This is a genomic window from Actinocrinis sp. (assembly GCF_035605935.1).
Lineage (GTDB): Bacteria > Actinomycetota > Actinomycetes > Streptomycetales > Catenulisporaceae > Actinocrinis.
The window spans coordinates 1-26,393 of the sequence record NZ_DATNGK010000088.1; the positions used below are offsets into that span (position 1 = coordinate 1).

Consider the following 26,393-nt stretch of genomic DNA (forward strand, 5'->3'; position numbering starts at 1 on the left):
GGCTTCGGGTGTTACCGACTTTCGTGACGTGACGGGCGGTGTGTACAAGGCCCGGGAACGTATTCACCGCAGCGTTGCTGATCTGCGATTACTAGCGACTCCGACTTCACGGGGTCGAGTTGCAGACCCCGATCCGAACTGAGACCGGCTTTCCGGGATTCGCTCCGCCTCACGGCATCGCAGCCCTCTGTACCGGCCATTGTAGCATGCGTGCAGCCCAGGACATAAGGGGCATGATGATTTGACGTCATCCCCACCTTCCTCCGAGTTGACCCCGGCAGTCTCCCGCAAGTCCCCAGCCACCCCGAGGGGTGCTGCTGGCAATACAGGACGAGGGTTGCGCTCGTTGCGGGACTTAACCCAACATCTCACGACACGAGCTGACGACAACCATGCACCACCTGTGCACGACCCCAAAGGACACGCGATCTCTCGCGCTGCACCGTGCATGTCAAGCCCTGGTAAGGTTCTTCGCGTCGCATCGAATTAAGCCGCATGCTCCGCCGCTTGTGCGGGCCCCCGTCAATTCCTTTGAGTTTTAGCCTTGCGGCCGTACTCCCCAGGCGGGGCGCTTAATGCGTTAGCTCCGGCACGGAGCCCGTGGAAACAGGCCCCACACCTAGCGCCCAACGTTTACGGCGTGGACTACCAGGGTATCTAATCCTGTTCGCTCCCCACGCTTTCGCTCCTCAGCGTCAGTAACGGCCCAGAGACCCGCCTTCGCCACCGGTGTTCCTCCTGATATCTGCGCATTCCACCGCTACACCAGGAATTCCAGTCTCCCCTGCCGCACTCCAGCGATGCCCGTACCGGAAGCCAACCCGCCGTTAAGCAGCGGGCTTTCACTCCCGACGCGACACGCCGCCTACGAGCCCTTTACGCCCAATAAATCCGGACAACGCTAGCACCCTACGTATTACCGCGGCTGCTGGCACGTAGTTAGCCGGTGCTTCTTCCCCACCTACACTCACCCCGGGCAGAAACCCAGGACTTGGTCGATGGTGAAAGGGGTTTACAACCCGAAGGCCGTCATCCCCCACGCGGCGTCGCTGCGTCAGGCTTTCGCCCATTGCGCAATATTCCCCACTGCTGCCTCCCGCAGGAGTCTGGGCCGTGTCTCAGTCCCAGTGTGGCCGGTCGCCCTCTCAGGCCGGCTACCCGTCAACGCCTTGGTAGGCCATCACCCCACCAACAAGCTGATAGGCCGCGGGCCCATCCCTGGCCGAAAAACTTTCCACCCCAACCCATGCGGGCCAAGGTCGTATCCGGTATTAGCCCCGGTTTCCCGGAGTTATCCCAGAGCCAAGGGCAGGTTACCCACGTGTTACTCACCCGTTCGCCACTCACCACAAATCCGAAGACCCATGATCCGTTCGACTTGCATGTGTTAAGCACGCCGCCAGCGTTCGTCCTGAGCCAGGATCAAACTCTCCAAAAAAGAACAGTTCGAAAACCCAGCTGAACCGTCCCGACGGGGGTCGGGACAACAGCCATCCAAACAAACAAATGGCACCACAGACAAAAATGTCGACACACTGTTGAGTTCTCAAGAAACAGACACCGTATCCCCGGAGTTTTTTAGCTCCGGAGAGGCGTTCTCTTTCGGTGATCCCTACTCTACCAGATCTTTCAGACCGCTTTTCCTCGTCTTCACGAGAAAGCACTACCACCCGAAATCCTTCGCGACCGCGAAGCTTCGGAGGCAATCCGAAAGGAGGAAGAAGGGAATCCCGCCAGTGAGATCATCGGCAGCTTCTGCTGCACTGATCCGCACTCGGCGACGTCTGACTACGTTACGCGCCGCCGGAACTGACGTCAAGTCAGCTCCCTGCGGCCTGCTGGATCCGAGCTACCGGCTACCGCTGCAGCGTCGGCTTGAGTTCGCGCAGCCGGTCGAGCAGACCGTTCACGAACTGCGGAGACTCTGCGGTGGACAGCTCCTGGGCCAGCGAAACCGCCTCGTCGATGGCTACCACCTCAGGCACATCCGTGCCCCACAGCAGCTCGAAGAGGCCGAGGCGCAGAACGTTACGATCCACCACCGGCATCCGGTCGAGCGTCCAGCCGATGGAGTAGGTCTCGATCAGCGAATCGATCCGGCCGAGGTGATCGACCACACCGCTGACCAGATCGATGGTGTACTCGCCGATCCGCGGGTCGGTGTCCTGAGCGGTCATCTGCTGCGACCTGGCCACGCGGTCGGCCAGGACGCGCATGGGGCTCACGTCCTTGAGGTCAGCCTCGAAGAGCACCTCCAGGGCGCGTCGCCGTGCCTTGCTCCTGGTCGCCACGTCAGCTGTTGATCCGGCCGAGGTACTTACCGTCGCGGGTGTCCACCTTGACCTTCTCGCCGGTGGAGATGAACAACGGGACCTGGATCTCGTAACCGGTCTCCACGGTGGCCGGCTTCGTGCCGCCGGTCGAGCGGTCGCCCTGCAGGCCCGGCTCGGTGTAGGTGATGACCAGCTCGACAGCCGCCGGAAGCTCGACGTACAGCGGGACGCCGTCGTGCGTGGCGACCGTGGCCTCCGCGCTCTCCAGCAGGAAATGCGCGGCGTCGCCTACGGTGTCGGAGGGGACGTGGATCTGGTCGTACGTGTCGGTATCCATGAACACGTAGTCCGTGGCTTCCTTGTACAGGTACTGCATCGTGCGCTTGTCCACGTTGGCCGTCTCGACCTTGATGCCGGCGTTGAAAGTCTTGTCGACCACCTTGCCGGTCAGCACGTGCTTGAGCTTGGTGCGCACGAACGCCGGGCCCTTGCCGGGCTTGACGTGCTGGAACTCCACGACGTTCCACAGCTCGCCGTCGAGATTGAGCGTCATGCCGTTCTTGAGGTCGTTGGTCGAGGCCACGGCCGGGTGACTCCTAGCTTGAGACAAGTCCGATTGCAGACCGCCAAGTCTACCGTCCGGGCCGCGGCCCGATTCCCGCCGATCTGGGGCGAGTGGTAGCGCTCAGGCGCGGTGCGCCCCGGTCGGCGCGTTCGCGGGGTTCGCGCGAGTCAGGCGGAGACCTCTGCGTAGGCGGCGGCAAGGAGCTGCGGGTCGGGGGCCTCGAGCACGGTCGGCTTGGCCAAGCCCTGCAGCACGATGAAGCGCAGCCGGTCGGCCCGGGACTTCTTGTCGATGCGCATGGCGTCGAGCAGCTTCGGCCAGGCGCCCGCCTGGTAGCTGAGCGGCAGGCCGAGCGCGCCGAGCAGATCGCGGTGGCGTTGCGCGGTGGGTTCGTCGAGGCGGCCGGCCAGGCGGCCGAGTTCGGCGGCGAAGATCATGCCGACCGAGATCGCGGCGCCGTGCCGCCACTGGTAGCGCTCGTTGCGCTCGATGGCGTGGCCGAGGGTGTGACCGTAGTTGAGGATCTCCCGCAGCCCGGATTCCTTCAGGTCGGCCGAGACCACGTCCGCCTTGACCTGCACGGCGCGGCGGATCAGTTCGTGGGTGTGCGCGCCGGCCGGGGACTTGGCCGCTTCGAGGTCTGATTCGATCAGCTCGAGGATCGCCGGGTCGGCGATGAAGCCGCACTTGACCACCTCGGCCAGGCCGGCGACGTACTCGTTGCGCGGCAGGGTTTCCAGGGCGGCAAGGTCGCAGAGCACGCCCGCGGGTGGGTGGAACGCGCCGACCAGGTTCTTGCCCTCGGGGGTGTTGATGCCGGTCTTTCCGCCGACCGCGGCGTCGACCATGCCGAGCAGCGTGGTCGGGATATGCACCAAGGGCACTCCGCGCAGCCAGGTGGCGGCGACGAAACCGGCCAAGTCGGTGGTCGCTCCGCCGCCGACTCCGACGATCGCGTCGGTGCGCGTGAAGCCGGACTGGCCGAGTACCGACCATACGTAGGCGAGGACCTGAGCGGACTTGGCCTCTTCCGCGTCGGGGACCTCCACCGTCACGGCCTCGTAGTTCACGTCGAGATCGGAGCGGATCGCCTCCGCCGTGGCGGCCAGCGCCTTCGGGTGGATGACGGCGACGCGCGCGGGCTTGGTGCCGAGCAGCGCGGGCAACTCGCCGAGCAGATTGGTACCGATGAGGACGTCGTAGGGGCTTTCGCCGCCGACCTTGACGGTGGTGGTCGGGTCTGTCATGCCGGCAGCTCCTTGACGATCAGGTCGGCCACCTCTTCGGGAGTGCGGCCGACGGTGGAGACGGTGATGGTGGCGACCTGCTCGTAGAGCGGCTTGCGCTGGTTGAGCAGCTGGCCGAGTTGGCCACGCACGTTGCCGAGCAGCAGAGGGCGGGCGGTGCTCAGGCCGGCGCGGCCGGCTGCCTCGGCCAGGTTCACTTCGAGGTAAGCGACGCGTTGGCCGCCGAGGACCTGCCGGGTTTCGTCGCGGATGATCGCGCCGCCGCCGAGGGCGAGAACCCCGTCGTGACTCGCGACCGCGGTGCGTACAGCGTCGGCTTCCAGGTCCCGGAAGTACGGCTCGCCCTTTTCGACGAAGAGCTCTGCGATGGTGATTCCGGCGGTGGCCTCGACGTCGGCGTCGGTGTCGCGGAAGGCGACGCCGAGCCGGTCGGCGAGCAGCCGGCCGACTGTGCTCTTTCCAGAGCCGGGGGCGCCGACGAGGATCACGCGTGGGCTCACCGCAGCACCTCAAGACCGCGTGCCTGTACGTCGGCGAGGTAGCCGGAAATGTTGCGGGCGGTCTCGGCGACCGAATCGCCGCCGAACTTCTCCAGCACCGCCTCGGCCAAGACCAGGCCGACCATGGCCTCCGCGACGACGCCGGCGGCGGGCACGGCGCACACGTCGGAGCGCTGGTGGTGCGCGACCGCCGGCTCGCCGGTGGCGGTATCGATGGTGGCCAGGGCGCGCGGGATGGTGGCGATCGGCTTCATCGCGGCGCGTACGCGCAGCAGTTCGCCGGTGGACATGCCGCCCTCGGTGCCGCCGGAGTGGCCGGAGCGGCGGCGCACGCCGGGACGTCCGGGTTCCATCTCGTCGTGCGCGAGCGAGCCGCGGATCGCGGCCAGGCCGAAGCCGTCGCCGAGTTCGACCCCCTTGATCGCCTGGATGCTCATGAGCGCGGCGGCGAGCCGGGCGTCGAGCCGCCGGTCCCAGTGCACGTGGCTGCCCAGGCCGGGCGGCAGGTTGTAGGCGAGGACCTCGACGACACCGCCGAGGGTGTCGCCGTCCTTGTGGCAGGCGTCGATCTCGGCGATCATCGCGGTGCTGGCCTCGGGGTCGAAGCAGCGCACCGGATCGGCGTCGACGCGTTCGAGATCGTCCGGGTTCGGCAGCAGCCCGTCAGGGGTGGTGACCGAGCCGAGCCGCACGACGTGGGAGACGATGCGGATTCCGGCGGCCTGGTCGAGGAAGGCGCGGGCCACGTCGCCGAGGGCGACCCGGGCCGCGGTCTCGCGGGCGCTGGCCCGCTCGAGCACCGGCCGCGCGTCGTCGAACCCGTATTTCTGCATGCCCGCCAGGTCGGCGTGGCCGGGTCGGGGCCGGGTGAGCGGGGCGCTGCGGGCCTGGCCGGCGCCGCCGGCGGCGAATTCGGCCGAGCCCGGTTCGAGCTCGTCGAGCGCGGCCGGTCCGGCGATCGGGTCGGCCGCCATCACGGTCTCCCACTTGGGCCACTCGCTGTTGCCGATCCGCACCGCGACCGGACCGCCCTGGCTCAGGCCGTGCCGCACTCCGCCGAGGAAGGCGACCTCATCCTGCTCGAACTTCATCCGGGCGCCGCGGCCGTAGCCGAGCCGGCGGCGGGCGAGCGCGTCAGCTACGTCTTTGGTGGACGTGCGCACGCCGGCCGGCAGTCCCTCGATGATCGCGACGAGCGCGGGACCGTGCGATTCGCCTGCGGTGAGCCAACGCAACATGGCCCGATCATTTCACGGAGTGCTCGGCTGGCGGAAAAGCTTGTCCACCGGCCGGGATATGGTCTGACTAGTTACGCGATCTTCACCATTGCCGCGCTGGATCGCCCGTCCGCTCGCGTTCCGAAGTTGTTCGGCACGCGGGCCGATGGGAGACTTGCCCGTCCCTCAACAGCGATGCGTGTGGCGAGGTTGGGAGTGCGAATGTCCAGCACAGGGGGCTTCGGCGGGGCTGGACCCACCGGGGCGGGCAGCTTGGCACGCTCGGCGCCGCAGGTCTACCACGACGCGGTACTGGCGTCGCAGCAGCCTGAAGGCCATGACACGGAAACGGGCTCAGGTACTCTGCCGCCCCTGGTGCCGCCGCCGATCGATCCGAGGTTGGGCTCGTTCGCGCCGAGCGCAGGAACGAGCGGGCAGGGCGCTGCGAACGTGACGGCGGCTGAGGGCACTGCCCCGCCGCGCCAACTACCGGCTCCGCAGCAGGCGGCGGCGCAGGCGATGGTCACGCAGCAGACTCCGGGAGTTCCCCAAGCGGCGCAAGTGCCCCAAGCGCCGCCAATCCCACAGGCGGCACAGCAGCCGGGCTTTCCGATGGCTCGCGTCTTCGACGGCCTCAAGCCAGGGGGCGGTCCGCTGATCAATCGCCAGAACCTCGATCCGCGCGAGGTTCCGGCGCTTGTGGCGTACCTGACGCGCGCGGCCGTCGTGCTCTCGGCGCCGGGAACGACACGCGACGAACTGGTGCCCGGCGCGCCGCCGAACGTGCCGCGCGCATTTCACAGCGACGGCACGTGGGTCTGGCCCGCGGCCGTCGGTTACTACCTGAGCCTCTACCAGCTTCCGCCGCAGCCGGAACTCCTCGCGCACATCAGGTCTCGCCAGTACACGCTCGGACCGGTGCATCCGCAGGCGGCTCAAGCCGCCGCCGCGCAGATCGTGGCAACGCTCAACGCACAGCAGGCGCGGCCACAGGCGCCGCATCAGACGTCGCAACCCTTGCCCCCGCACGCAGCGGTGCACGTGCCGCAACAGGTTCATGCATCGGAGGGCGGCGTTGAGGGACCTGTCCTCCCCATCGCTCCGGCCGGTCCGGTTCTTTCTGAAGTGGTGGACCTGTTCGAGTTCAGCGCTGGCTTCAACGCCGCCGGGAATCGGCACGCCGCTTGGGTCACCGAGCAGTTGGAGACTTTCCTCGCCTATCTCCCCGTCGGCGATTGGTCCGTCGACCATGCGACGCGGGCGTATCAGCAGTCCGGTCGCGAGTTCGCCGTGGACGCCCTCGGAACGCTGTCGCCAGCCGGAATTTGGACCTGGGCGTGGGCAGATCCGGCGAGCTGGGGTCAGAACTCGGCTATCACCGAGCAGGCCCGGCGGCTGCGCGCCCTCGGCGAGCGTGAGGGCATCGCAGAGTTCGTAACCCCGGCCTTCGGTCTGGTAGGCATCGCTGATGCGCCTGACAGCCCGCAGGACGCCGCGGAGATGCTTGCCTGGACCGCGATGGGGACGCTGGGCGCGCGGGGCTATATCGGGCACAGCAGCGCAGAGGGGGCCAGTGGCACGCGCGTGTACTACGTAGTCTGCGACGCCTCGGTACCGAGCGCGGTACCTCGGCTCGGCACGGTACCTCGCTTCGTGATGGAGGGTGCCGCGACGTTCGGTGAGGACGCGGCCGAGTGCGTTCTCGGCTACGTCGAGCACTATGGCTGGGAGTGGAGTCGTGTGCCGGGCGGGATCGTGGTGGCGGCCGAGGGCGTCGGCTCATTCACCGTGGAGTTCGCACCGGACGGCCAACTAACCGGATTGTCGCTACACAAGTAAGTGCGCCGAACCGCGGCATTCGACGTGTAATCGCCGCACGCACGGCGTCCCGGCACGCGCGTGGTCAGCGTTCGTTGAGCGCGGCGGTCCCGGCTTCTCGCATCGCCTCGACGACCCTCCCGCGCAGTGCCGGGTCGGCTCCAGTCATCAACTCCACCTGAAAGGCGGCTTGGTGGATGAGCAGATCGAGACCTCCGAATACCGTGCCGCCTGCCTGTTGCCAGGCCGCGGCCAGGCGGGTCGGCCACGGATGGTAGATCACGTCGAACAGCGTGCCCACAGGCTTGGCGACGCTCGCGGCCAGTTCGTCTGCGGCGCCTGCCGGAGTCGTGTTGACGACGAGCGCGCTTGCGAGTGCGGTACCTGCCTCAGCCCAGCCGTGAACGCGCAGTTCGATGCCTAAGCGCTCCGCGACAGGCCGCAGTTGCTCAGCTCGAGCCAGTGAGCGCACGTAGATGTCCACGCTGCCGCCGTTGACGATCGAGGCGAGCGCCGCGAGCGTTGACGCGGCCGTCGCTCCTCCGCCCAGCACGGCCGCCGTGTCCACCGCGGTGATCCCGCGCTCAGCGAGCGCCGCGACCAGACCCGGCACATCCGTGTTCTCACCGCTGCGCGTGCCGTCCTCGGCGAACACCACGGTGTTCACCGCCTCAACCAAAAGGGCGGTTTCGCTTACCGAGTCGAGTAGTGGGATCACCGCGCGCTTGAGCGGCATGGTGAGTGAGAGACCGCTCCACTGCGTTGCTTCGAGCCGGCCGAGGAACCCGGGCAGCGCGGCCTCGTCCACATCGAACGCCTCGTAGCTTCGGCCGGCCAGACCGAGCCGCTGGTAGGCGGCCCGGTGCAGCACCGGTGAAAGCGAGTGCGCGATAGGTGAACCTAGTACCGCAGCTCGATGTGCGGTCGTCATACCGCGTCGTACCGCCTGTTCTGTCCTGCCACGGTCATCAGTGCGAGCCGCACAGCCCCTTGTACTTCGCGCCGAGCTGTTGCCACTGGGTATTGGTCGCCGCGTACATGACACCGTCCGGCGTGGCGCAGAAGTACTGGTAGTTGTTGGCACGGTTCGGATTTATGGCCGCGTCGATCGATGCTTGATCAGGGTTGTCGATCGGGGTCGGCGGCAGGCCCTTGATGCCGAACACGCTGGTGTTGTACGGGTTCGTGGTGTCCTTGTTGTTCGGCACCGTGCCGACGTTGCCCATTCCGTAGAGCGTGGCGGTGTCGAAGCCCAGGTGCGCGAACAGCGCCGGGTTGTTGAATCGGTTGAACACCACGCCGGCGATCTTGTTCAGGTCGGTGGTGTTGGTCCCGGCCTCGGCGCGCGCCAGCGAGGCGATGATCAGCAGCTTGTACGGGGTCAACCCGAGCGCGGAGGCCTTGGCCGCCAGGTTCTCCTGGTTGAAGATCGACATCTGGTCGTCGACCATCTTCTTCAGCAGCGCCGTCGGCGTCTTGAAGTCGGTCAGGACGTACGTCTCGGCCGCCATGAAGCCCTCGATGTGCGCATACGGGAACTTCGCGCCCGGCTGGCCGGTGTCCCATGACGGCAGGTCGATCTGACCCCCGGCGATGGCGGCGCGCACGTCCGCGTCCTTCCAGCCGGTCTTGGTCTCCAGCGCGGCGAAGATCTGCGAGGCTCGCTCACCGCCGTAGGTGATCAGCTGGGACTTGCTGTCCTGGTTCTTCGGGTCGAGCAGGTCGGTGATCGCGCTCGCGGCGCTCACGCCCTTGGGCAGCAGGTAGGTGCCCGCTTGTATGTTCGCGCACTTCGGGTCGTTGTTGCAGGCGTTGGTGAAGGCGCGCTGGCTCTTGATGATGCCGGCGTCGAACAGGATGCCGCCGATGGTGCGGCCGACGGAGCCGGTCGGAATCGTGACGTCCACCTTCGCGCCGGTGCCGACGGTGGAGATGTAGTCCGGTGGCGCGCCGTACTTACTCTGATACCACTGGACGCCCTTGTAGCCGCCGTAACCAAGGCCGCCGGCGATCACCGAGAACGCGATGAAGACGGCAAGGCAGTTGCGGCCCTTCTTCTGCTTGGTCTTGCCGCCGCGGCCGGAGCCGGATTCGTCGTCGTCATCGCCGTCGATCAGGCTGAAGCGGCCGTCGTTCGGCTGGTCCTCGGGGATCGCGTCGGCGGGTTCGGCGGCGCGGCGGCGATTGCGCGCAGACGGTGCTTCCGCGCGGCTGCCGCTCTCGCCACCGTAGCCCGGGGCGCGGCGCGGGGAACGCGACGTGCCCGGGAATTCGTCATCGTCCTCGTACTGCGCGTACTCGCCGGTCGGGTCGGGCGCGGCACCTCGGCGGCGGGCATACGCGTCCTGAACCTGCGTTTGTGGCGGAGTGTTCGCTGGTCCGCGGCCGGGAACGGCACGGTCGGCCGGCGGGTAGCCGCCGGGCGTTTGGGTGCCGGAAGCGTAGCCGGCGGCGGCGGTCGGGTACTCGCCACTGCGGCGGCGCGGATCGCGGTCCGCCGCCGGGTATTCACCGCTCGGGTAACCGTCGCGAGTTGGGCGCGAGTAGCTGCCGGAAGAGTACGGATCGGCTGCCGGGTACGAACCGGACGAGTACTGGTCTTGCGGCGGCCGCCCTCGCGATGGCTGCGCTTGCGGTGATGGCGGCCCTTGCGGCGGCTGAGCTTGCGAGGATGGACCGCCACGCGGCGTCTGCCCGGACGAAGACTGATACCCGTCGGCTGCATACGAACCCGTGCCGTAGCTGTCGGAGGCGGATCCGTACGTGTCGTTACCGTACGAGCCCGATGCGTAAGGGTCCGCGCTCGGGCGAGAGGGCTGGGATGGGCGCGGCGTCTGACCGCGTCGGGGGTACTGCTGCTCTTGGGCGTGCGGCATCTGCGGCTGGGCCGGATACGACTGCTGCGATTCGTACGACTGCTGCTGCGGCGGCTCGTACGGCTGCTGTGTCTCGTATGACTGCTGTTGCGGTTCGTACGACGGCCGCTCATAAGGCTGCTGATACGACGGCTGCTGGTACGACGGCTGGTCCGAGTAACCCGGTTGCTGGCCGGAGTTCCAGCCCTGCGGAGGCGTTGCGCGGGGACCGAGTTCGTCGTAGTACGACTGCTGCGGTTGCGAGGAGTAACCCTGCGAGTACTGATCCGGCTGGTACGGGTCCTGGGGGTATCCACCCGACTGCGCGGGCTGCTGCGGGTACTGGCCGGGCTGCTCGGGCTGCGCTTCGTTTTCGTACACCGCGCGGCGACCCCGGTTCTGTCCGTAACCAGGGGTGGGCGCCGGTTCCTGCGGATCGCCGTACCAACCGTCGTCGCTCAAGCCTCGAACTCCTTAACCGGGGCGTGGGGCGCGACGTCGTCGTCGGCCACGGACAGGTGGCCGGGCGGCCGTCCGGAGGCCCGCTCGGCGTCGAGCGCGTTCTGCAGGATCACCACGGCGGCGGCCTGATCGACCACGGCGCGGCTGCGGCGACCGCGAACTCCCGACTCGCGTAGTCCACGGGTCGCGGTGACGGTTGTCAACCTCTCGTCGACGAGCCGCACGGGAATCGGGCGAATTGTCCGGGCCAGCTTGACGGCGAACTCGCGGGCCTTAGCCGCAGCCGGCCCCTCGGCCCCGGACAGCGAACGCGGCAGCCCGACGACGGCCTCGACGACCTCGTGCTCAGCCGCCAGCGCCGCCAGGCGAGCGAGGTCGCCCTCACCCGCCTTGACCGTCTCCACCGGCGTGGCCAGCAGGCCGTCGCGGTCGCAGACCGATACTCCGATCCGGACCGCTCCGACATCGATGCCGAGCCGCTTGCCCGATCTCACCGTTCTCCCTACCGCCGACTGAGGCGCCTCGCCGACAACGTCTTATCGCAGTGCTGGCGCGGCGCGCCGGTCGGCATTGTGCCTGCGTGCCGACCCGCCTTTGCTGGCGAGCGCGACCCAGTTCAGCACCGTACCGCCATCCTGGTGCACCGACCGTCCAGGACGTACAGCGAGGCGTTCTGGTTCACTTCGCCCGATTCGCCGTCCGGGCCTCGATCGCAGCGCCGCCTGAGCGTCCCGAGTGTCTCGGGCTACGCGGGGCCGGCCGCGGCTACCTGCAACCGGACCGCCTCGAGCGCCGCGTCGAGCGCGCCGACATCGGTGCCGCCGCCCTGCGCGACATCGTCCTTGCCGCCGCCTCCGCCGCCGAGTGTCTGCGCGGCGATCTTGGCCAGCGCGCCGGCTTTCAGGCCATGCTCTCGCGCCGTCTCGTTGGTCGCGACCAGGACCAGCGGGCGTCCGTTGGCCGCGGCCGCCAGCGCGACCACCGCGGGGCGGGAGCCGAGCCGTCCGCGCACGTCGAATGCGAGCTTGCGCAGGTCGTCCGCGGAGGTGCCGTCGGGTGCGCGGTGCGCTACAAAGGCAACGCCGTGAACATCCAGCGGGTTCCCGGCCAATTCGCCGGCGACCGCGAGCACCTGCCCGGCCTTGAGCGCCGCGATCTCCTTCTCCGCGTCACGCAGCTTGCCGACGATGCCGGCGATGCGCTCAGGCAGCTCGTCCGGACGAGCCTTGACCAGCTCCGAAACCTGAGCGAGCAGCACGTGCTCTCGGGCGAGGAAGCCGTACGCGTCCGCGCCGACGAGTGCCTCAACACGCCGGACACCCGCACCGATCGACGATTCGTGTAGGAGCTTGACCAGTCCGAGGCGGCCGGTGTTCGGCACGTGGGTGCCACCGCACAGTTCGTGTGCCCAGTCACCGACGGACACGACGCGTACCCGGTCGCCGTACTTTTCGCCGAACAACGCCATCGCGCCCATGGACTTGGCCTCGGGCTGCGACATGACTTGTGCGGTAACCGCGAGGTCGTCGATGAGCACGGCGTTGACTAGCTGCTCCGCGTCCGCGAGGACGGACTGCGGTACGGCCTGCGGGTGCGCGAAGTCGAAGCGGAAGCGGCCGGGTGCGTTCTCCGAACCCGCCTGCGTCGCGGTCTCGCCGAGTAGCTGCCGGAACGCGCGGTGCACCATGTGCGTGGCGGTGTGCGCGCGGGAAATCGCATGACGCCGCGTCACATCGACGACCGCCTCGGCTGGCTGACCGATGACGACCTCGCCGTCGCGGACCACGGCGCGGTGCACGATCAGGTCGCCGACCGGCTTCTGCACGTCAAGCACCTCGACCAGCGCGCCGTTGCCGAGCCGGATCAGACCGTGGTCGGCGAGCTGACCACCGCCCTCGGCGTAGAAGGGAGTGCGGTCGAGGACGAGCTCGATCTCCTCACCCGCGCCCGCCTCGGATGCCACCGAGCCGCCGCGCAGCAGGCCGCGCACCGTGCCCTCGCTGGTGGTCTCGCCGTAGCCGGTGAACTCGGGCGCTCCGGAGGCGTCGTAAAGCTCCCGGTACGCCGACAGGTCCGAGTGGCCGGTCTTCTTCGCCTTCGCGTCCGCCTTCGCCCGGGCCTTCTGCTCGGACATCAGGCGGCGGAAGCCGTCCTCGTCCACGGACAGGCCCTGCTCGGCCGCCATTTCCAAGGTCAGGTCGATCGGGAAGCCGAAGGTGTCGTGCAGCTGGAACGCGTCGGCCGCGGCAAGCTGCTTGCGGCCCTCGCCCTTGGTCGCGCTGACCGCGGTGTCGAAGATGTTGGTGCCGGTCTTGAGGGTCTGCAGGAAGGACTCCTCCTCGCCGACCGCGACCGCGTCGATGCGCTTGTAGTCGCTGACCAGCTCGGGGTACTGCGGGCCCATCGCGTCGACCGCCGAGGCGACCAGGTCGTGCACGGTCGGGTGGTGCGCGCCGAGCAGGCGCATGTTGCGGATCGCGCGGCGCATCATGCGGCGCAGTACGTATCCGCGTCCTTCGTTGCCTGGGACGACACCGTCGCCGATAAGCATCGTCGCCGCGCGAACGTGGTCGGTGATAACGCGCAGCGCGACGTCGCTCTTATGGTCCTTGCCGTAGACGACGCCGGTGAGCTGCGCCGCCTTGTCCATGATCGCGCGTGAGGTGTCGATCTCGTACAGGTTGTCGACGCCTTGCAGGATCGTGGCGAGCCGCTCCAGCCCGAGGCCGGTGTCAATGTTCTTTGACGGCAGATCGCCGAGGATCGGGAAGTCCGCCTTGCCGGTGCCCGCGCCCCGCTCGTACTGCATGAAGACGAGGTTCCAGATCTCGAGGTACCGCTCGCCGTTGACCGCCGGGCCGCCCGCTTCGCCGTACTCGGGGCCACGGTCGTAGTTCAGCTCGGAGCAGGGTCCGCAGGGGCCGGGCACGCCCATCGACCAGAAGTTCTCCGCCATGCCGAGCCGCTGGATGCGCTCGGCCGGGATGCCGATCTTGTCGTGCCAGATGCCGTATGCCTCGTCGTCGTCCAGGTAGACCGTGGGCCAGAACCGGTCCCCGTCCAGGCCGTAGCCGCCCTCCTCGACCGAGTTGGTCATCAGCTCCCAGGCGTAGGTGATCGCGCCTTCTTTGAAGTAGTCGCCGAAGGAGAAGTTGCCGCACATCTGGAAGAACGAGCCGTGCCTTGTGGTCTTGCCGACCTCGTCGATGTCGAGGGTGCGCACGCACTTCTGCACCGAGGTGGCGCGCGGCGCGGGCGGGGTTTCCTGGCCGAGGAAGTAGGGCTTGAACGGGACCATGCCCGCGTTGACCAGCAGCAGCGTGGGGTCGGCGGCGATCAGCGAGGCGGAGGGGATCTCGGCGTGTCCGCGCTTGACGAAGAAGTCGAGCCAGCGACGGCGGATTTCTGCGGAGTCCATCGGTCCTGTGCCTCTCGGGACGGTCTATCTGTCAGTCGATTGGATCGTTAACGCGCCCTGGCGTGTCGTAAGGAACGGTGCCATACGGGCCGCGCGTACGCGGCTTGTGTGTCCGGGCGCGGCTGCCATTGTCTCAGGAAGCTCGCCGGGGCCGGTCCCACTTGTCCCCGCGCCCCGCTACGTGGCGTTCTGGACGGTGCTCTTGCGGCGCGCTGTCCGGTCTACCGTGGCAGCTTCTTGTCGCCGGCGTCGGGATCGGTCACGTCCACGCCGAGCACTCGGTACAGCTCGAATTCCCGCTCGGCGGCCGCGGTGCGCACGTCGTCGGCGAAATCCTGAACCGCGTCGCCGATCGAGCCGGGCAGCCCCGCGGCGCCCTCAGCGATTCCGGACGGGGTGAACTTGCGCAGTGCCTTGGACGCCTTTCTGACGACCAGGACGCCGGCGGTCGCGCCGAGCGCGATCCAGAAGACCCGCTTGCCCATCGCTGCTGCCCTTAGCCCTTCTTGGCCTTGCGGTCGGCCTTAAGTTCGGCCCGCACCCGCTTCTCGACGTCGGCCTTGCGGCGGTTGGCCAGCGCAGTGCGAACGCCGTAGGAGAACGCCGCGGCCTTGATCATCGGCCCGCCGACGGTCGCCGAGAAGGTCGAGGCGAGGGCGGAGGCGTTGCCGGAGAGCTTGGCGACGTTCTCGGTGATGGTGTCCACCCGCCCGAGTTGCTGGTTGGCGGTGACCACGGTGGTGGTGACCTCGCCCAGCAGCGGCACCGTCTGGTCGGCGATGCCGGCGACCAGCTTCCCGGTCTCTTTGAGCACCTCGGCGAGCCGCAGCAGGACGAAGCACAGGAAGATGACCCCGATCGCGAAGAAAATCGCGAATACCAGCCCGACGACTGCTCCTGCCGACACCTTGGGATCCATCCCTTCGCGCTGTTGCCCGTCGGCGCAGAACACTATCGTGTTTCGGGCTCAGGGCTCGGTGACGGGCTGATGTGACGGCTCGTCGGCGTCATCACGCATCGCACGGGTCAGGTGCAAACGGACGGCATCACGCACGGCGCGTTCGAGTGTCGCCGGGTCCGCCGAGGCGACCGGGTCGAGTCCGAGCAGGTAGCGGCAGATGGCCAGGCCGAGTGTCTGGGTCATGACCAGCGCCGCGCGAAGTTCCGCGTCGGGGTCATCGGCGAGGGCGGCGAGAATCGGCGGCTTGATTTGCTCGTCGAAGATCCGCTGGACCTGACCGACCGCTTCCGGATGGGTGAGCGCGGTTCGGATGAGCAGTTGCTCGACCTCGTTGGTGCCGCTCTCCCAGCGGGACATGAATGCGTGGCCGTATTCCTCGGCGACGCGTTCGGGGCCCTCGTGCGTCGGGACGCTCTCGCGCAGCGCGAGATCGATGGCGGCGCTGGCCTCGAAGAGCTCTGCTTTGCTGCCGTAGTAGCGGATGACCATGGAGGCGTCGATCCCGGCGTCCGCGGCGATGGCGCGAATGGTCGCCTTCTCGTATCCGTCGGCGGCGAACCGTGAGCGGGCCGCGGCCAGGATCGCGGCGCGGGTCGGCGCAGAGCGATCGGTGAAGCGGCGGTCCGGCAGGGTCATCTGTGCTCCTCGGTGACGGTTACTCGGCGGTGTACGACGCCGCGGTGCGATTTCCGACGCCGCGGTGTCGAATGCTCGGCAGGGGCCGACGCGGGCCAGCTTCCACAGTCCACCGCTTAGTGATGTCCATCTTCGTTGGCCAACGCTTGTTGTCAAATCTGGCGACTTTCCTGGTGCCGGAATCGCGCTGTTCGTTGTCGGTGGCATCTGCGACCATCGTTGTGGAGGTAGTTGACCGTCATGCACCTGGCCCCTTACCGCTCCGTCCTCCGAATTCCGGGGATGCGGCTGTTCATGCTCGTCGCGCTGGTCGCCCGGATACCGGGGACGGCGACCAGCACGGCGCTCACGCTGAGCGTCGTGCTGGACCGCCATCTCGGGTACGGCGCGGCCGGCGCGGCGGCTGCCGCGTTCACGATCGGGCTGGCTGCCGGTTCGCCGCTGCTCGGGCGAGTGGTGGACCGGCGCGGGCCGCGGCCGGTGCTGTTGGTGACCGGTGTCGCGGCGTTGGCGTTCTGGACGACGGCTCCCCTGCTGCCGTTCGCCGCGCTCATACCGGCCGCGGTTCTCGGCGGCATGTTGCAGGTGCCGATCATGGGGCTGGTGCGGCAGTCGCTCGCCGCGCGGGTGCCGCAGGAGCAACGCCGGCAGGCGTATTCGCTGGATTCGATGGCCGTGGAGATCAGCTTCATGGTGGGCCCGGCGCTCGCGGTGCTGATGATCACTCAGCTGGGCGACGGGATATCCACGCTGCGCACGGTCGGCGTGGCGCTGGCGTTCTCGGCGGCTGTGATGTGGGCGTACAACCCGCGGGTCACTGCGCGGGATGCCGGAGAGGCCGCGGCGATACGACCCGCACGCAGCAGCTGGCTCGGACCCGGCTTCGTGCTCGTGCTGTTCGTCGCGGCTGCCGCGACGGTCGTGCTGTCCGGCACCGACGTGTCGATCGTCGCGGTGCTACGCGCACACGGCCAAGTGCAGTGGGCCGGGCTGACCATCATCGTGTGGTGCTCGGCCTCTCTGGTCGGCGGCTTCGTGCACGGAGCGATACCTCGGCCGCTCAGCATGCTCACCCTGATGACACTGCTCGGAGCGGCGACGATACCCGTCGGTATGGCGCACAGCTGGCCGTTGCTCGCGCTGGCCCTGATACCGGCAGGTTTGGCCTGCGCGCCCACGGTCGCGCAGACAGTGGTCGCGGTGAGTCACGCGGTGCCGGAGTCGGCACGCGGCGAGGCCATCGGACTGCACTCGGCGGCCTTGACCTTGGGTAACGCGCTGGGCGCGCCACTGGCCGGCGCGGTGATCGACCACTCTTCGCCCGCCTTCGGCTTCGCCTCGGTCGGCTTCGTGGGCGCTGCGGGCGCGTTGGCGGCAGCAGGCGTGGCCGTGCTGCGGCGAATACGGGCGCGGGAAACCGTAGCGGCGGCGGCGAGCGTGCCGGAAACGCAACTCGCGACGAGCGCCGTCGCGGTCGTGGAATAACCCAGTCCGCCATCACGCTGCACAGAGACGTGGTCACCGGTCTCATCGTGCTTGTCGTCGTGCTCGCGTTGGCGAGCGCCTTCGGCGTGTGGCGGAAGCGGACGGATGGAAGGGTCCGAATGCAACCAGCAGTGCCTGACGAGACAATGGCTATTTCCGGCGAGACGATGCCCATTCCAGGAGTAGAGGCCGCCGACGCTTCGCGGGGACCCATACGCGGAGAGCACCCGGTGCTGACTTCGGAACGGCTTGGCCGCTCGCTCGGCGATCGGGCCACGCTGCTGCAGTTCTCGTCAGCCTTCTGCCAGCCATGCCGCGCGACCAAGGTGATCCTGGCCGACGTCGCCGCCAAGGTGGACGGGGTCGAGCACATCGAAATCGACGCCGAGGCCCACTTGGACCTGGTGCGCGAGATCGGCATTCTGCGCACGCCCACGACGCTCGTGCTCGACGGGGCCGGCCGGATCACCGCACGCGCCTCGGGCGTGCCGCGCAAGGAACAGGTCCTTGCCGCGCTTGACGTGTCCGTACGATAGAGACATGCAAGGAGAGCTGCTCACTCGCCGGCGCGCGGTCGACAACTGCCGCGTGTGCACCTGCGCGTGTCCCACTTGCCGCAGCTAGTTCAGCTAGTTCAGCGCTGATCCAGACCGCCGCAACCGGCCCGGCCGCGTCACGAAAACCGAAATCCACTGTCTTCGCGGATCCAGGGCTTGCGGCCTCCTTCCTCTCTTGCATTTCGACCCGCCCTCCGGAGCGAACCGCCGTGTCGCCACAACCCACGCTCACCTCCCCTCAGTCCCCTGCTTTCATCGACCCGCGCGGCCCGCGCTTCGGCGCCGTGATCACCACGGCAGTGCTCGCCGTCGTGCTGATCACGGGCAACGGTTGGCTGCTCGCCGTGCAGACAGTCGTCTTCGCGCTCGGAGCCTTCACCGGGCTTAAGTACGCGCCGTACGGCTACCTGTACCGCAAGTTCGTCCGGCCCCGCCTGGCAAAGCCGACCGAACTGGAGAATTCCGCGCCTCCGACCTTCGCTCAGGGCGTTGGCCTCGTGTTCGCCGCGATCGGCGCTATCGGCTACCTGTCCGGGGTCACCGCGCTTGGCCTGGTCTTCACCGGGTTCGCGCTGGGCGCCGCTTTCCTGAACGCCGCCTTCGACTTCTGCCTCGGTTGCGAGGTCTACCTGCTCATCCGCCGTGGTGCGCCGCGCCGGGAGCCGGTCGGTTCGTGAGCGAAAGCTCCGGCGCCACGCCTCGTCTGACGCTGCTGCGCGGTGACATCACCGAGCAGCAGGTGGACGCGATCGTGAACGCGGCGAACTCCTCCTTGCTCGGCGGCGGCGGCGTGGACGGCGCGATCCATCGACGGGGCGGTCCGGAGATCCTGGAGGAGTGCCGGGCGTTGCGCGCTTCGAAGTACGGCCGCGGGCTGCCGACGGGGCGGGCGGCCGCGACCACGGCCGGAAGGCTGCCCGCGCGCTGGGTTATCCATACGGTCGGACCGGTCTTTTCCAGCAGCGACGACCGCTCCGAGTTGCTCGCCGACTGCCATCGCAACAGCCTGCTCGTCGCTGAGGAACTCGGCGCGCGATCGGTAGCCTTCCCTGCTATCTCCACCGGCGTGTATCGCTGGCCGATCGACGACGCGGCCATCATTGCGCTGCGGACGGTCTCCCAAGCGCCGTCAAGTGTCGCGGAGATCAGATTCGTGCTCTTCGACGATCGCGCGCTCACCGCGTTCCGTCAGGCGGCTGATTCGTTGGGGCTGCCTCTCGGCTAGTGCCGCTGCCTATTAAGATCGCGACAGGCGATCCTGGGGCCTCGGGATCCCTACGGCCTGCGCTTTAGGAGGCAAGACATGTCGTACCCGGCAGAGCGGTCGTATCCCCCGGATCGGTACCACGGCGACACTGGAGAGGTCAGCGCCACCTTCCGTCCGGTATCGGCCCCCGCCGAGCTCACCTACAAGTCCGGCGGCCAATGCCACTACCTGGCCACGACCGAGTCGACCGGCGGCGAGTTCGGCCTTTACCGGTGGGACTTCTCGGCCGCGCGCAGCGGTCCGGACACCCACTTCCACAAGTCGATCTCCGAGTCGTTTTTCATCCTGCACGGCACGGTGAAGCTGTTCAACGGCGAGAAGTGGACCGAGGCTCGCCAGGGCGACTTCCTCTACGTGCCGGCGGGCGGGCTGCACGCGTTCAAGAACGAGTCCGGCCAGCAGGCGTCGATGCTGCTGCTGTTCGCCCCCGGCGCGCCGCGCGAGGCCTACTTCGAGGGGCTACTCGAGGGCGTCGCCGATGATCAGCGCGCGCAGTTCATGCTGAAGCACGACACCTACTGGGTCTGATCGCCGGGCGGGTCGGATTCGGGCTGCCGCGAGTCTCCGCTCTCCCCGGCCAGCAGCGCCCGTATTTTCTCGACGCGATCGGCGTAGCGCTCCTCTAGCCCGTGCCGCGTGGGGTTGTAGTACCGCTTGCCGTGGATGGCATCCGGCGCGTACTGCTGCGCGGCGACGGCGCTCGGCAGGTCGTGCGGGTATACATACCCCTGCGCGTGTCCGAGCTTCGCGGCGCCTTTGTAGTGGCCGTCCCGCAAATGCATCGGCACCGGACCGGCGAGGCCGGCGCGCACGTCGGCCAGTGCCGCGTCGATCGCCGAGATCGCGGCATTCGACTTGGGCGCCAAAGCGAGCGCGATCGCCGCTTGAGCCAGGCTGATCCGTGCTTCCGGCCAGCCGATGAACGACACCGCCTGCATCGCCGCGACCGCGGTAGGCAGCGCGGTCGGATCGGCCAGGCCGATGTCCTCGCTCGCCGAGATGACCAGCCGTCGCGCGATGAACCGAGGGTCCTCCCCCGCCTCGATCATCCGCGCGAGGTAATGCAGCGCCGCGTCGACGTCAGAGCCGCGGATCGACTTGATCAGCGCGGAAGCCACGTCGTAATGCTGGTCGCCGTCTCGGTCGTAGCGCACCGCCGCGCGGTCCAGTGCCTGCGCCAGGATCTCGACGGTCACCGTGTCGAAGCCCTGGTCGCGCGCCGCACCGGCGCCCGCCTCGAGGGCGGTGAGCGCCTTGCGCGCGTCACCGCCGGCCAACCGCAGCAACTGTGCTCGCGCCGCCGGGTCGAGCTTCACCGAGTCGGCCAGACCGACTTGCGCGGTCAGGGCTCGATCGATCAGCGTGTCGACGTCCGCGTCGTCCAGCGGCTCGAGCGTCAGCAGCAGCGAGCGGGACAACAGCGGCGAGATCACCGAGAAATACGGGTTCTCCGTCGTCGCGGCGATCAGCGTCACCCAGCGGTTTTCCACGGCCGGCAGCAGCGAATCCTGCTGCGCCTTCGAGAAGCGGTGGATCTCATCGAGGAACAGCAGCGTCTCGCGGCCGGACATGCCCAGATCGCGGCGCGCGCCCTCGATGATCGCGCGCACCTCCTTCACCCCGGCGGTGATCGCGGAAAGTTCCCGGAAGTGCCGGTCGGTACTGCGCGCGACCACGTGTGCGAGGGTCGTCTTTCCAGTGCCCGGCGGACCCCAGAGGATCACCGAGGCGGGCACGGCGCGCGAGCCAGGCGCGGCCTCGACGAGCCGGCGCAGCGGTGAGCCGGGACGGCGCAGCTTGGCCTGCCCGACGACCTCGTCGAGCGTGCGCGGCCGCATGCGTGCGGCCAACGGCGCACCGGCCTCGGCGCGCTCTCGGCCGACGGCGTCGAAAAGGGTCTCCGGCTCCATACACCTGAGCGTAATGCGGCCTGGTGACCTTGACGGACGTGACCGTGACAGAATCGTGGATCATGACGGGGATATCCACAGTTCAGCGGCTTACTGCGGCCGAGTTGCACCTCGTCGCGCCGGACGACGTGATGGTGATCAGCGAGACGCGCGGGGGCGCGATCGCGGCCTGGGCACTGGGTGGCGGCCTCGCGTTCGCCGCCAAGGACGACTACAGCGGCGAGGCCTGCTGGCTCAGTGTCGTCGGCGACCCGGAGGTCTCGCCGATGCTCGTGGACGCGGCGCTGGCCGACCTCGGTGACCAGATCGCCGGGGTGACCGTGCCGCGCGGTGTCGACCTCGCGCGTTGGCACGCGGACCCGGCGCCAGGCCACGAGACGGACAGCGACTGGGATCTGATGGCGACTTGGACTCCGCCTCCGGCGCAGCCCGCGCAGTCGCTCGTCATCAACGAGCTGGAGGACCGTCGGGAAGTCCAGGGCTTTCTGGACCGGGTCAATCCCCACCACTCGGTGCGCGCGGACTACGAACTGGTCGAGCAGTGGGCGGGAATTCGCGACGAGACGTCCGGGGTGCTGCTCGCGGTCGGCGCGCTGACTCGGCGGTTGTCCGGCGTGGCGTACTTGGCTTCCATCGCGACCGATCCGGTCGCGCGTGGCAAGGGATTCGGCGGCGCGGTGACCGCGGCGCTGACGCGAATCGCCTTCGAGCGCGGCGAGCGGATGTGCACGCTCGCTCACTACCATCCGAACGATTCGGCGCGCCGCATGTACCTGCGATTGGGTTATCAGACAACACACCGCTTCTCGTCTGGCGGGCTCAGGCAACGATCCGAGTCGAGTCGGTAACACGCGGCGTCTGCGCACGGCTCGCGCCGATAACGCGGATCGCCACCGCTTAGGCGCGCGGACCGGCACAATGACGCTCATGGGAACGAGAGGCTGGAAGATCGATCCGACCGGCCCGCTGCGCGGCGACGTGACAGTGCGCGGATCGAAGAACGCGGTGACGAAGCACATGGTGGCCGCGATGCTCGGCAGCGGCCCGAGCACGATCGGCAACGCGCCGCGAGTGGGCGATGTCGAGATCACCGCGCAGATGTTGCGGGCCGTCGGCTGCGCCGTTGAGCGCGATGGCGACACGCTGCACGTCGAGCCGACCGCGGGTCCGCAGTCCGGGGTGCCACAGACTTTCACCGGCCGCAACCGGATCCCGGTGCTGTTGCTCGGCCCGCTGCTCAACCTGACCGGCGAGGCCTTCGTGCCTATGGTCGGCGGCGATCAGATCGGCCCGCGGCCGCTCGATTTCCACATCCAGGCGCTCACTGCGATGGGCGCTCAGATCACGATCGACGAAACAGGCATCCATGCGGTAGCTCGGCGGCTGCGCGGTACGCGCGTCGTCCTGCCTTATCCGAGCGTCGGCGCAACCGAGTCCGTGATGCTGTCGGCGGTGCTCGCCGAGGGCCGCACGGTGATCATCAACGCGGCGGTCGAGCCGGAGATCCTTGAGCTGGCGCTGTTCTTGCAGCGGATGGGCGCGGGGATCCAGCTCCAGCCGGATCGCCGGATCGTGATCGAGGGCGTCGAGCGGCTGCACGGGGCCGCGACGCGGCTGGCCGGGGACCGGCTCGAGGCGTTCAGCTACCTGGTGGCCGGACTGCTGACGGGCGGTCAGGTGCGCGTGCACGGCTGCGCGCAGGACCGGCTGGTGACCGCGATCGAGACGCTGCGCAAGATGGGCGCGCAGTTCGAGATCGACGAGGCCTACATCACCGCGACGGCGCCGGGCGGTCTTCGGTCCGCGGCGGTGAGCACGGACACGCACCCCGGCTTCATGACGGACTGGCAACAGCCGCTGCTGGTGCTGATGAGCCAGGCACGCGGGCTGTCGGTGCTGCATGAGACGGTGTTCGAGAACCGGTTTGTATACGTCGACGCGCTCAAGCAGCTCGGTTGCGAGATCGAGCTGTTCCCGATGTGCCTCGGCGGCAACGCCTGCCGGTTCCACGACACCAACCATCTGCATTCGGCGGTGGTGCACGGTCCGTCGAAGCTGGTGGGAGCGGAGGTGCATGTGCCGGACGTGCGTACCGGCTTCTCCTCGGTGATCGCGGCATCGATCGCGGAAGGGTCCTCGGTGCTGCTGGACGTCGAGTCGCTCGAGCGCGGTTACGACGAGCCGTTGGCCCGCCTTCAATCCATCGGCATGGCCATCACTCCGGTCGAGGCCTGAGTCGACGACGCGAGGCGAAGCGGCGAGGCAATCCGGCGGCACACGGAAGCGCCAGCGTCCAGCCCCTCGGAGACGGGGCCTGTTAGTGGGAGGGCAGGAGCCGGGCAGCCAGCCGGGCGAGGTCGGCGGCGGGATCCGCGGTGAGGCCGAGGTGCACCGGACCCGGTTGCACCACGGTTGAGCGGGGCGCGGTCAGCCAGCGGAAGCGCTGACCCGTCGTAGACTCGCCGGCTTGGCCCGCCTCGCTGCCGCCTCGACATACGCACGCGTACGCGGCGATGGCGGCTTCGATTCCTGAGACGTCGGCCGCCGGATCGAGCGCGAGCAACAGGCCGCGATCCAGATGTGTGCGCGCGTCGAGGAAGTCACGCGCCTGGCAGTACACGATAACGCCGACGTTCACGCTGTCGCCGCGCTCCACTCGCGGCACGGCCTTGAGCAAGCAGTACTCGAAGGCGTTGCGTACCAGGGCTGTATCGGCTGCCTGCGGCGCCTGAACCCGCGTCATCGCGGCACCTCCGGAAGCCAGAGGTGCGGCTGCTGCATCCGCGCGTCGAACCAGGCCAGGAACGCCGCGCGTACCTCGTCGGGGGTGGCGAAACCGGGCTCGTCGTGCAGCCACTCGTCCGGTACCAGGGCCAGTACGGCGGCGACAGTCTCCGCAGTGACGAGCGGCGCGAGGTCTGCGTCCGCCGCGGCGAGGTCCGGGTGGAACGGCATCAAAACGTGGTCGGCGAGCTTGGTGGCGCGGCGCGCGGAGGCCGCGGCCGCGGGCCAGTTGTGCTGGAAGATCAGCGCGGCGCCGTGGTCGATCAGGTAGAGCTTGCCGTGCCATCGCAGCAGGTTGGGGTTACGCCAGGAGCGGTCGACGTTGCCGACCAGCGCGTCGAACCAGATCACCCGCCCGGCGGCCTCGGGCTCGACCGGGAAGGCGAGCGGGTCGAAGCCGAGCGATCCCGGCAGATAGTCGAGGCCGAGGTTGCGCCCGACGCTGGCCAGCAGCAGCTCCTGAATCTCCTGGTCCGGCTCGCCCTTCGCAATCGCCTCATCCAGCTGCACGGTGACCAGTTCGGGAACCGGCAGGCCGAGGGCGCGGCCGAGTTCCCCGGCGACGATCTCCGCGATCAGGGCTTTGCGCCCCTGGCCGGCGCCGCGGAATTTGACCACGTACATGCCGAGGTCGTCGGCCTCGACGATGGCCGGCAGCGACCCGCCCTCCCGCAGCGGGGTCACGTACCGGGTCGCCGTCACTTCGCGTAACACGCGATCAAGGCTACCGTCGCTCGGCTCGTCTCCGGTCATGTCGGGCGTAAGCGGGCAGGCTCGTGAGCCGGGGAGCGGGCCCTCGGATACGGTGGAATGGTGACCGGGGAACAGATCATTGACGAGGGCGCCGACTTCGAGCAGCACCGCCGCTACCTTTCCGCCGTCGCGTATCGCCTGCTCGGATCGCTCGCGGACGCCGAGGACGCGGTCCAGGACGCCTGGTTGCGCTGGCAGGCCACGGATCGCTCGACGGTGCTGGAGCCGCGCGCATATCTGACCACGGTCGTGACCCGGATCTGCTACGACCAGCTGGGATCGGCGCGGGCGCGGCGGGAGGCGTATTTCGGCGAGTGGCTGCCGGAACCGTCAATCTCCACGGTGGAGCGTCAGCCTGGCCCGGAGGATGTCGCGTCGCTCGGCGAGTCGGTTTCGTACGCGATGCTCGCGGTGATGGAGCAGCTGAGCCCGGCCGAGCGGGTCGCGTTCGTGCTGCACGACGTGTTCGCGGTCGGCTTCGGCGAGATCGCCGAGGCGCTGGGCCGGACGCCCGAGTCGGTGCGGCAGTTGGCGTCGCGGGGGCGGCGGCGAGTGCGTGAGGGGACGAGCGGCACTAGCGTGGCCTGGGCGGATGCCGAGACGTGGCCGCAGTCGGACCCAGATTCGACGGCGAGCGCAGCGGCGGATTCGGCGGCCGGATCGCGGGTCGGGCATCCATGGCGGCGCCTAGAGCGGCCCGAGCACCGGAAGGTCGTCGCGGCCTTCGCGGCGGCGTCGCTCACCGGCGATATCTCCGGGCTGATGGCGGTGTTGGACCCGGATGTGATCTGGCACTCGGACGGCGGCGGCATCGTGAAGGCGGGCGCTCAGCCGGTGCGTACCGCAGACCGGGTGGCGCGTCTGGTCAGCGGTCTTACTCGGTGGCTTCACCCGGATTCCGGCCTGCAGATGCACGACACTTTGGTCAACGGCGCGCCCGGCCTGGTGATCATCGACAAGACCGGGGCGGCGATGGGCGTCATGGCGTTCGTCATCGTGGACGATCGGATCGTCGAGGCTTACACCGTGGTCAACCCGGAGAAGCTGGGCAACGTGGCGGGCGGCGCGGTCAGTGCGTATTTGCCGCGTCGCGAGGCGTCTGGCCGGCGCGATGACGAGCCGGCTGAGCACTGAGGTAGCCGACGGAGCTGAGCCCCGGCCGTCACGCGCGTTCGCAGGTGACGGCCATTAGCCTCCGCTCACCGCCGCGATGACGTCGATCACCGCCCCGTCGGGCACCGCGGTCTGGGCGCCCGACAGGGTTCGAATGTCCGCGCCGTCGACGTACACGTTGACGTGGCGGCGGATCACGGCGTTCTCATCGCGGATCCGCCGCTCCAGCGCGGGCAGCTGACCGGCGAGGCGATCGAGGACCCCGGCGACGGTCTGTTCCGGGGTCTCGGCCGCGGAACCGGGCGACGCGACCTCCACCGTGACCTCGCGTTGGCCGCCCGCGTACGCGGCCAACGCCCCGGGCAGCTGCAGCGTGACTGTCATGTCAACACAGCTCCACTTCAACACTGGCCCTTCTCGATACAGCTCTTAGAGGGCGTCTGATCCCATGTTGGGGGCGAATCGGCCGATCGACGACCCTGGCTGCGTTGCCGAAACATCCACAGACGACCCACGGTGTTGAATGAGGAGCGCGAGGATGCTCCGGCGCCTTGCCAGGCCCGCCGCTTGGC

General features: G+C 68.5%; 25 protein-coding genes and 1 rRNA gene. 9 read left to right on the forward strand and 17 right to left on the reverse strand.

Annotated elements, in window-relative coordinates; translation table 11 throughout:
• The 6 genes from VN779_RS08025 to aroC form a co-directional block, all read right to left on the reverse strand.
• Positions 1 to 1,438, reverse strand: a 16S ribosomal RNA gene (locus VN779_RS08025); the annotation flags it as partial.
• Positions 1,439 to 1,856: 418 nt separating this feature from the next.
• Positions 1,857 to 2,291 carry a transcription antitermination factor NusB gene (nusB, locus tag VN779_RS08030; protein WP_325721720.1) on the reverse strand — a complete coding sequence of 145 codons (435 nt, stop codon included), beginning with the start codon at positions 2,289 to 2,291 and terminating at the stop codon, positions 1,857 to 1,859.
• A gap of 1 nt (position 2,292) precedes the next feature.
• Positions 2,293 to 2,856 carry an elongation factor P gene (gene efp / locus VN779_RS08035; RefSeq protein ID WP_325721722.1) on the reverse strand — a complete coding sequence of 188 codons (564 nt, stop codon included), beginning with the start codon at positions 2,854 to 2,856 and terminating at the stop codon, positions 2,293 to 2,295.
• A gap of 149 nt (positions 2,857 to 3,005) precedes the next feature.
• Positions 3,006 to 4,085: a 3-dehydroquinate synthase gene (gene aroB / locus VN779_RS08040; protein WP_325721724.1), complete on the reverse strand. Its 1,080-nt coding sequence runs from the start codon at positions 4,083 to 4,085 to the stop codon at positions 3,006 to 3,008.
• Positions 4,082 to 4,585 carry a shikimate kinase gene (locus VN779_RS08045; RefSeq protein ID WP_325721728.1) on the reverse strand — a complete coding sequence of 168 codons (504 nt, stop codon included), beginning with the start codon at positions 4,583 to 4,585 and terminating at the stop codon, positions 4,082 to 4,084. The genes aroB and VN779_RS08045 overlap by 4 nt, the downstream gene beginning before the upstream one ends.
• Positions 4,582 to 5,823 (reverse strand): chorismate synthase, encoded by a 1,242-nt coding sequence (gene aroC, locus VN779_RS08050; protein WP_325721730.1) that lies wholly within the window; start codon positions 5,821 to 5,823, stop codon positions 4,582 to 4,584. The genes VN779_RS08045 and aroC overlap by 4 nt, the downstream gene beginning before the upstream one ends.
• Before the next feature lie 201 nt (positions 5,824 to 6,024).
• Between aroC and VN779_RS08055 the strand changes: the two genes are divergently transcribed.
• Complete coding sequence (locus VN779_RS08055; RefSeq protein WP_325721732.1) at positions 6,025 to 7,641, forward strand: DUF6882 domain-containing protein; 1,617 nt, start codon at positions 6,025 to 6,027, stop codon at positions 7,639 to 7,641.
• 64 nt (positions 7,642 to 7,705) lie between these two features.
• Here VN779_RS08055 and VN779_RS08060 read toward each other — a convergent pair whose 3' ends face one another.
• From VN779_RS08060 to VN779_RS08090, 7 genes are all read right to left on the reverse strand, one after another.
• Positions 7,706 to 8,551: a shikimate dehydrogenase gene (locus tag VN779_RS08060; RefSeq protein WP_325721734.1), complete on the reverse strand. Its 846-nt coding sequence runs from the start codon at positions 8,549 to 8,551 to the stop codon at positions 7,706 to 7,708.
• A 37-nt stretch (positions 8,552 to 8,588) separates the two neighbouring features.
• Positions 8,589 to 10,937 carry an endolytic transglycosylase MltG gene (gene mltG / locus VN779_RS08065; protein WP_325721736.1) on the reverse strand — a complete coding sequence of 783 codons (2,349 nt, stop codon included), beginning with the start codon at positions 10,935 to 10,937 and terminating at the stop codon, positions 8,589 to 8,591.
• On the reverse strand, positions 10,934 to 11,431 hold the full coding sequence (gene ruvX, locus VN779_RS08070; protein ID WP_325721738.1) for a Holliday junction resolvase RuvX: 498 nt from the start codon (positions 11,429 to 11,431) through the stop codon (positions 10,934 to 10,936). Before ruvX ends, mltG begins: the two co-directional genes overlap by 4 nt.
• Positions 11,432 to 11,682: 251 nt before the next feature.
• Positions 11,683 to 14,355 carry an alanine--tRNA ligase gene (gene alaS / locus VN779_RS08075; RefSeq protein ID WP_325721740.1) on the reverse strand — a complete coding sequence of 891 codons (2,673 nt, stop codon included), beginning with the start codon at positions 14,353 to 14,355 and terminating at the stop codon, positions 11,683 to 11,685.
• A gap of 221 nt (positions 14,356 to 14,576) precedes the next feature.
• Positions 14,577 to 14,840: a hypothetical protein gene (locus VN779_RS08080; protein ID WP_325721742.1), complete on the reverse strand. Its 264-nt coding sequence runs from the start codon at positions 14,838 to 14,840 to the stop codon at positions 14,577 to 14,579.
• Between the two features lie 11 nt (positions 14,841 to 14,851).
• Positions 14,852 to 15,262 (reverse strand): DUF948 domain-containing protein, encoded by a 411-nt coding sequence (locus VN779_RS08085; protein WP_325721746.1) that lies wholly within the window; start codon positions 15,260 to 15,262, stop codon positions 14,852 to 14,854.
• A gap of 60 nt (positions 15,263 to 15,322) precedes the next feature.
• Positions 15,323 to 15,952: a TetR family transcriptional regulator gene (locus VN779_RS08090; protein WP_325721748.1), complete on the reverse strand. Its 630-nt coding sequence runs from the start codon at positions 15,950 to 15,952 to the stop codon at positions 15,323 to 15,325.
• A 240-nt stretch (positions 15,953 to 16,192) separates the two neighbouring features.
• Here VN779_RS08090 and VN779_RS08095 point away from each other — a divergent pair, with 240 nt between their 5' ends.
• From VN779_RS08095 to VN779_RS08115, 5 genes are all read left to right on the forward strand, one after another.
• Entirely contained in the window at positions 16,193 to 17,437 is a 1,245-nt protein-coding gene (locus VN779_RS08095; RefSeq protein WP_414639614.1) for an MFS transporter, read from the forward strand.
• A 29-nt stretch (positions 17,438 to 17,466) separates the two neighbouring features.
• Positions 17,467 to 17,973, forward strand: coding sequence for a thioredoxin family protein (locus tag VN779_RS26375; protein WP_349260702.1), 507 nt, complete (start codon positions 17,467 to 17,469; stop codon positions 17,971 to 17,973).
• 230 nt (positions 17,974 to 18,203) lie between these two features.
• Positions 18,204 to 18,671, forward strand: coding sequence for a DUF4395 domain-containing protein (locus VN779_RS08105; protein ID WP_325721754.1), 468 nt, complete (start codon positions 18,204 to 18,206; stop codon positions 18,669 to 18,671).
• Positions 18,668 to 19,219 (forward strand): O-acetyl-ADP-ribose deacetylase, encoded by a 552-nt coding sequence (locus tag VN779_RS08110; RefSeq protein ID WP_325721756.1) that lies wholly within the window; start codon positions 18,668 to 18,670, stop codon positions 19,217 to 19,219. The genes VN779_RS08105 and VN779_RS08110 overlap by 4 nt, the downstream gene beginning before the upstream one ends.
• 78 nt (positions 19,220 to 19,297) lie before the next feature.
• On the forward strand, positions 19,298 to 19,789 hold the full coding sequence (locus VN779_RS08115; protein WP_325721758.1) for a cupin domain-containing protein: 492 nt from the start codon (positions 19,298 to 19,300) through the stop codon (positions 19,787 to 19,789).
• On the opposite strand, the gene VN779_RS08120 is transcribed toward VN779_RS08115, so the two are convergent.
• Positions 19,777 to 21,171, reverse strand: coding sequence for a replication-associated recombination protein A (locus VN779_RS08120; RefSeq protein ID WP_325721760.1), 1,395 nt, complete (start codon positions 21,169 to 21,171; stop codon positions 19,777 to 19,779). The two genes, VN779_RS08115 and VN779_RS08120, sit on opposite strands and share 13 nt — an antisense overlap.
• A 62-nt stretch (positions 21,172 to 21,233) precedes the next feature.
• On the opposite strand from VN779_RS08120, the gene VN779_RS08125 reads away from it, so the two are divergent.
• Positions 21,234 to 22,019: a GNAT family N-acetyltransferase gene (locus VN779_RS08125; RefSeq protein ID WP_325721762.1), complete on the forward strand. Its 786-nt coding sequence runs from the start codon at positions 21,234 to 21,236 to the stop codon at positions 22,017 to 22,019.
• Positions 22,020 to 22,098: 79 nt separating this feature from the next.
• The gene (gene murA / locus VN779_RS08130) at positions 22,099 to 23,406 is read left to right on the forward strand and encodes a UDP-N-acetylglucosamine 1-carboxyvinyltransferase (protein ID WP_325721764.1); all 1,308 of its coding nucleotides are present in this window, start codon (positions 22,099 to 22,101) and stop codon (positions 23,404 to 23,406) included.
• Between the two features lie 82 nt (positions 23,407 to 23,488).
• Here the strand turns inward: murA and VN779_RS08135 are convergent, their stop codons facing one another.
• Positions 23,489 to 23,914 carry a DUF3037 domain-containing protein gene (locus VN779_RS08135; protein WP_325721766.1) on the reverse strand — a complete coding sequence of 142 codons (426 nt, stop codon included), beginning with the start codon at positions 23,912 to 23,914 and terminating at the stop codon, positions 23,489 to 23,491.
• Positions 23,911 to 24,708, reverse strand: a complete 798-nt coding sequence (locus VN779_RS08140; protein WP_349260703.1) for a HipA family kinase — start codon at positions 24,706 to 24,708, stop codon at positions 23,911 to 23,913. The genes VN779_RS08135 and VN779_RS08140 overlap by 4 nt, the downstream gene beginning before the upstream one ends.
• A 78-nt stretch (positions 24,709 to 24,786) precedes the next feature.
• Here VN779_RS08140 and VN779_RS08145 point away from each other — a divergent pair, with 78 nt between their 5' ends.
• The gene (locus tag VN779_RS08145) at positions 24,787 to 25,842 is read left to right on the forward strand and encodes a sigma-70 family RNA polymerase sigma factor (protein WP_349260704.1); all 1,056 of its coding nucleotides are present in this window, start codon (positions 24,787 to 24,789) and stop codon (positions 25,840 to 25,842) included.
• A gap of 54 nt (positions 25,843 to 25,896) precedes the next feature.
• Here VN779_RS08145 and VN779_RS08150 read toward each other — a convergent pair whose 3' ends face one another.
• Positions 25,897 to 26,205 (reverse strand): MoaD/ThiS family protein, encoded by a 309-nt coding sequence (locus VN779_RS08150; RefSeq protein WP_325721772.1) that lies wholly within the window; start codon positions 26,203 to 26,205, stop codon positions 25,897 to 25,899.
• Between the last annotated feature and the right edge of the window lie 188 nt (positions 26,206 to 26,393).

Coding starts and splice junctions, on each gene's coding strand:
- aroB (WP_325721724.1), bottom strand. CDS start 4,085: ATGACAGACCCGACCACCACCGTCAAGGTCGGCGGCGAAAGCCCCTAC.
- aroC (WP_325721730.1), bottom strand. CDS start 5,823: ATGTTGCGTTGGCTCACCGCAGGCGAATCGCACGGTCCCGCGCTCGTC.
- VN779_RS08055 (WP_325721732.1), top strand. CDS start 6,025: ATGTCCAGCACAGGGGGCTTCGGCGGGGCTGGACCCACCGGGGCGGGC.
- VN779_RS08060 (WP_325721734.1), bottom strand. CDS start 8,551: ATGACGACCGCACATCGAGCTGCGGTACTAGGTTCACCTATCGCGCAC.
- alaS (WP_325721740.1), bottom strand. CDS start 14,355: ATGGACTCCGCAGAAATCCGCCGTCGCTGGCTCGACTTCTTCGTCAAG.
- VN779_RS08080 (WP_325721742.1), bottom strand. CDS start 14,840: ATGGGCAAGCGGGTCTTCTGGATCGCGCTCGGCGCGACCGCCGGCGTC.
- VN779_RS08090 (WP_325721748.1), bottom strand. CDS start 15,952: ATGACCCTGCCGGACCGCCGCTTCACCGATCGCTCTGCGCCGACCCGC.
- VN779_RS08095 (WP_414639614.1), top strand. CDS start 16,193: ATGCACCTGGCCCCTTACCGCTCCGTCCTCCGAATTCCGGGGATGCGG.
- VN779_RS08115 (WP_325721758.1), top strand. CDS start 19,298: ATGTCGTACCCGGCAGAGCGGTCGTATCCCCCGGATCGGTACCACGGC.
- VN779_RS08120 (WP_325721760.1), bottom strand. CDS start 21,171: ATGGAGCCGGAGACCCTTTTCGACGCCGTCGGCCGAGAGCGCGCCGAG.
- VN779_RS08125 (WP_325721762.1), top strand. CDS start 21,234: ATGACGGGGATATCCACAGTTCAGCGGCTTACTGCGGCCGAGTTGCAC.
- murA (WP_325721764.1), top strand. CDS start 22,099: ATGGGAACGAGAGGCTGGAAGATCGATCCGACCGGCCCGCTGCGCGGC.
- VN779_RS08135 (WP_325721766.1), bottom strand. CDS start 23,914: ATGACGCGGGTTCAGGCGCCGCAGGCAGCCGATACAGCCCTGGTACGC.
- VN779_RS08140 (WP_349260703.1), bottom strand. CDS start 24,708: ATGACCGGAGACGAGCCGAGCGACGGTAGCCTTGATCGCGTGTTACGC.
- VN779_RS08150 (WP_325721772.1), bottom strand. CDS start 26,205: ATGACAGTCACGCTGCAGCTGCCCGGGGCGTTGGCCGCGTACGCGGGC.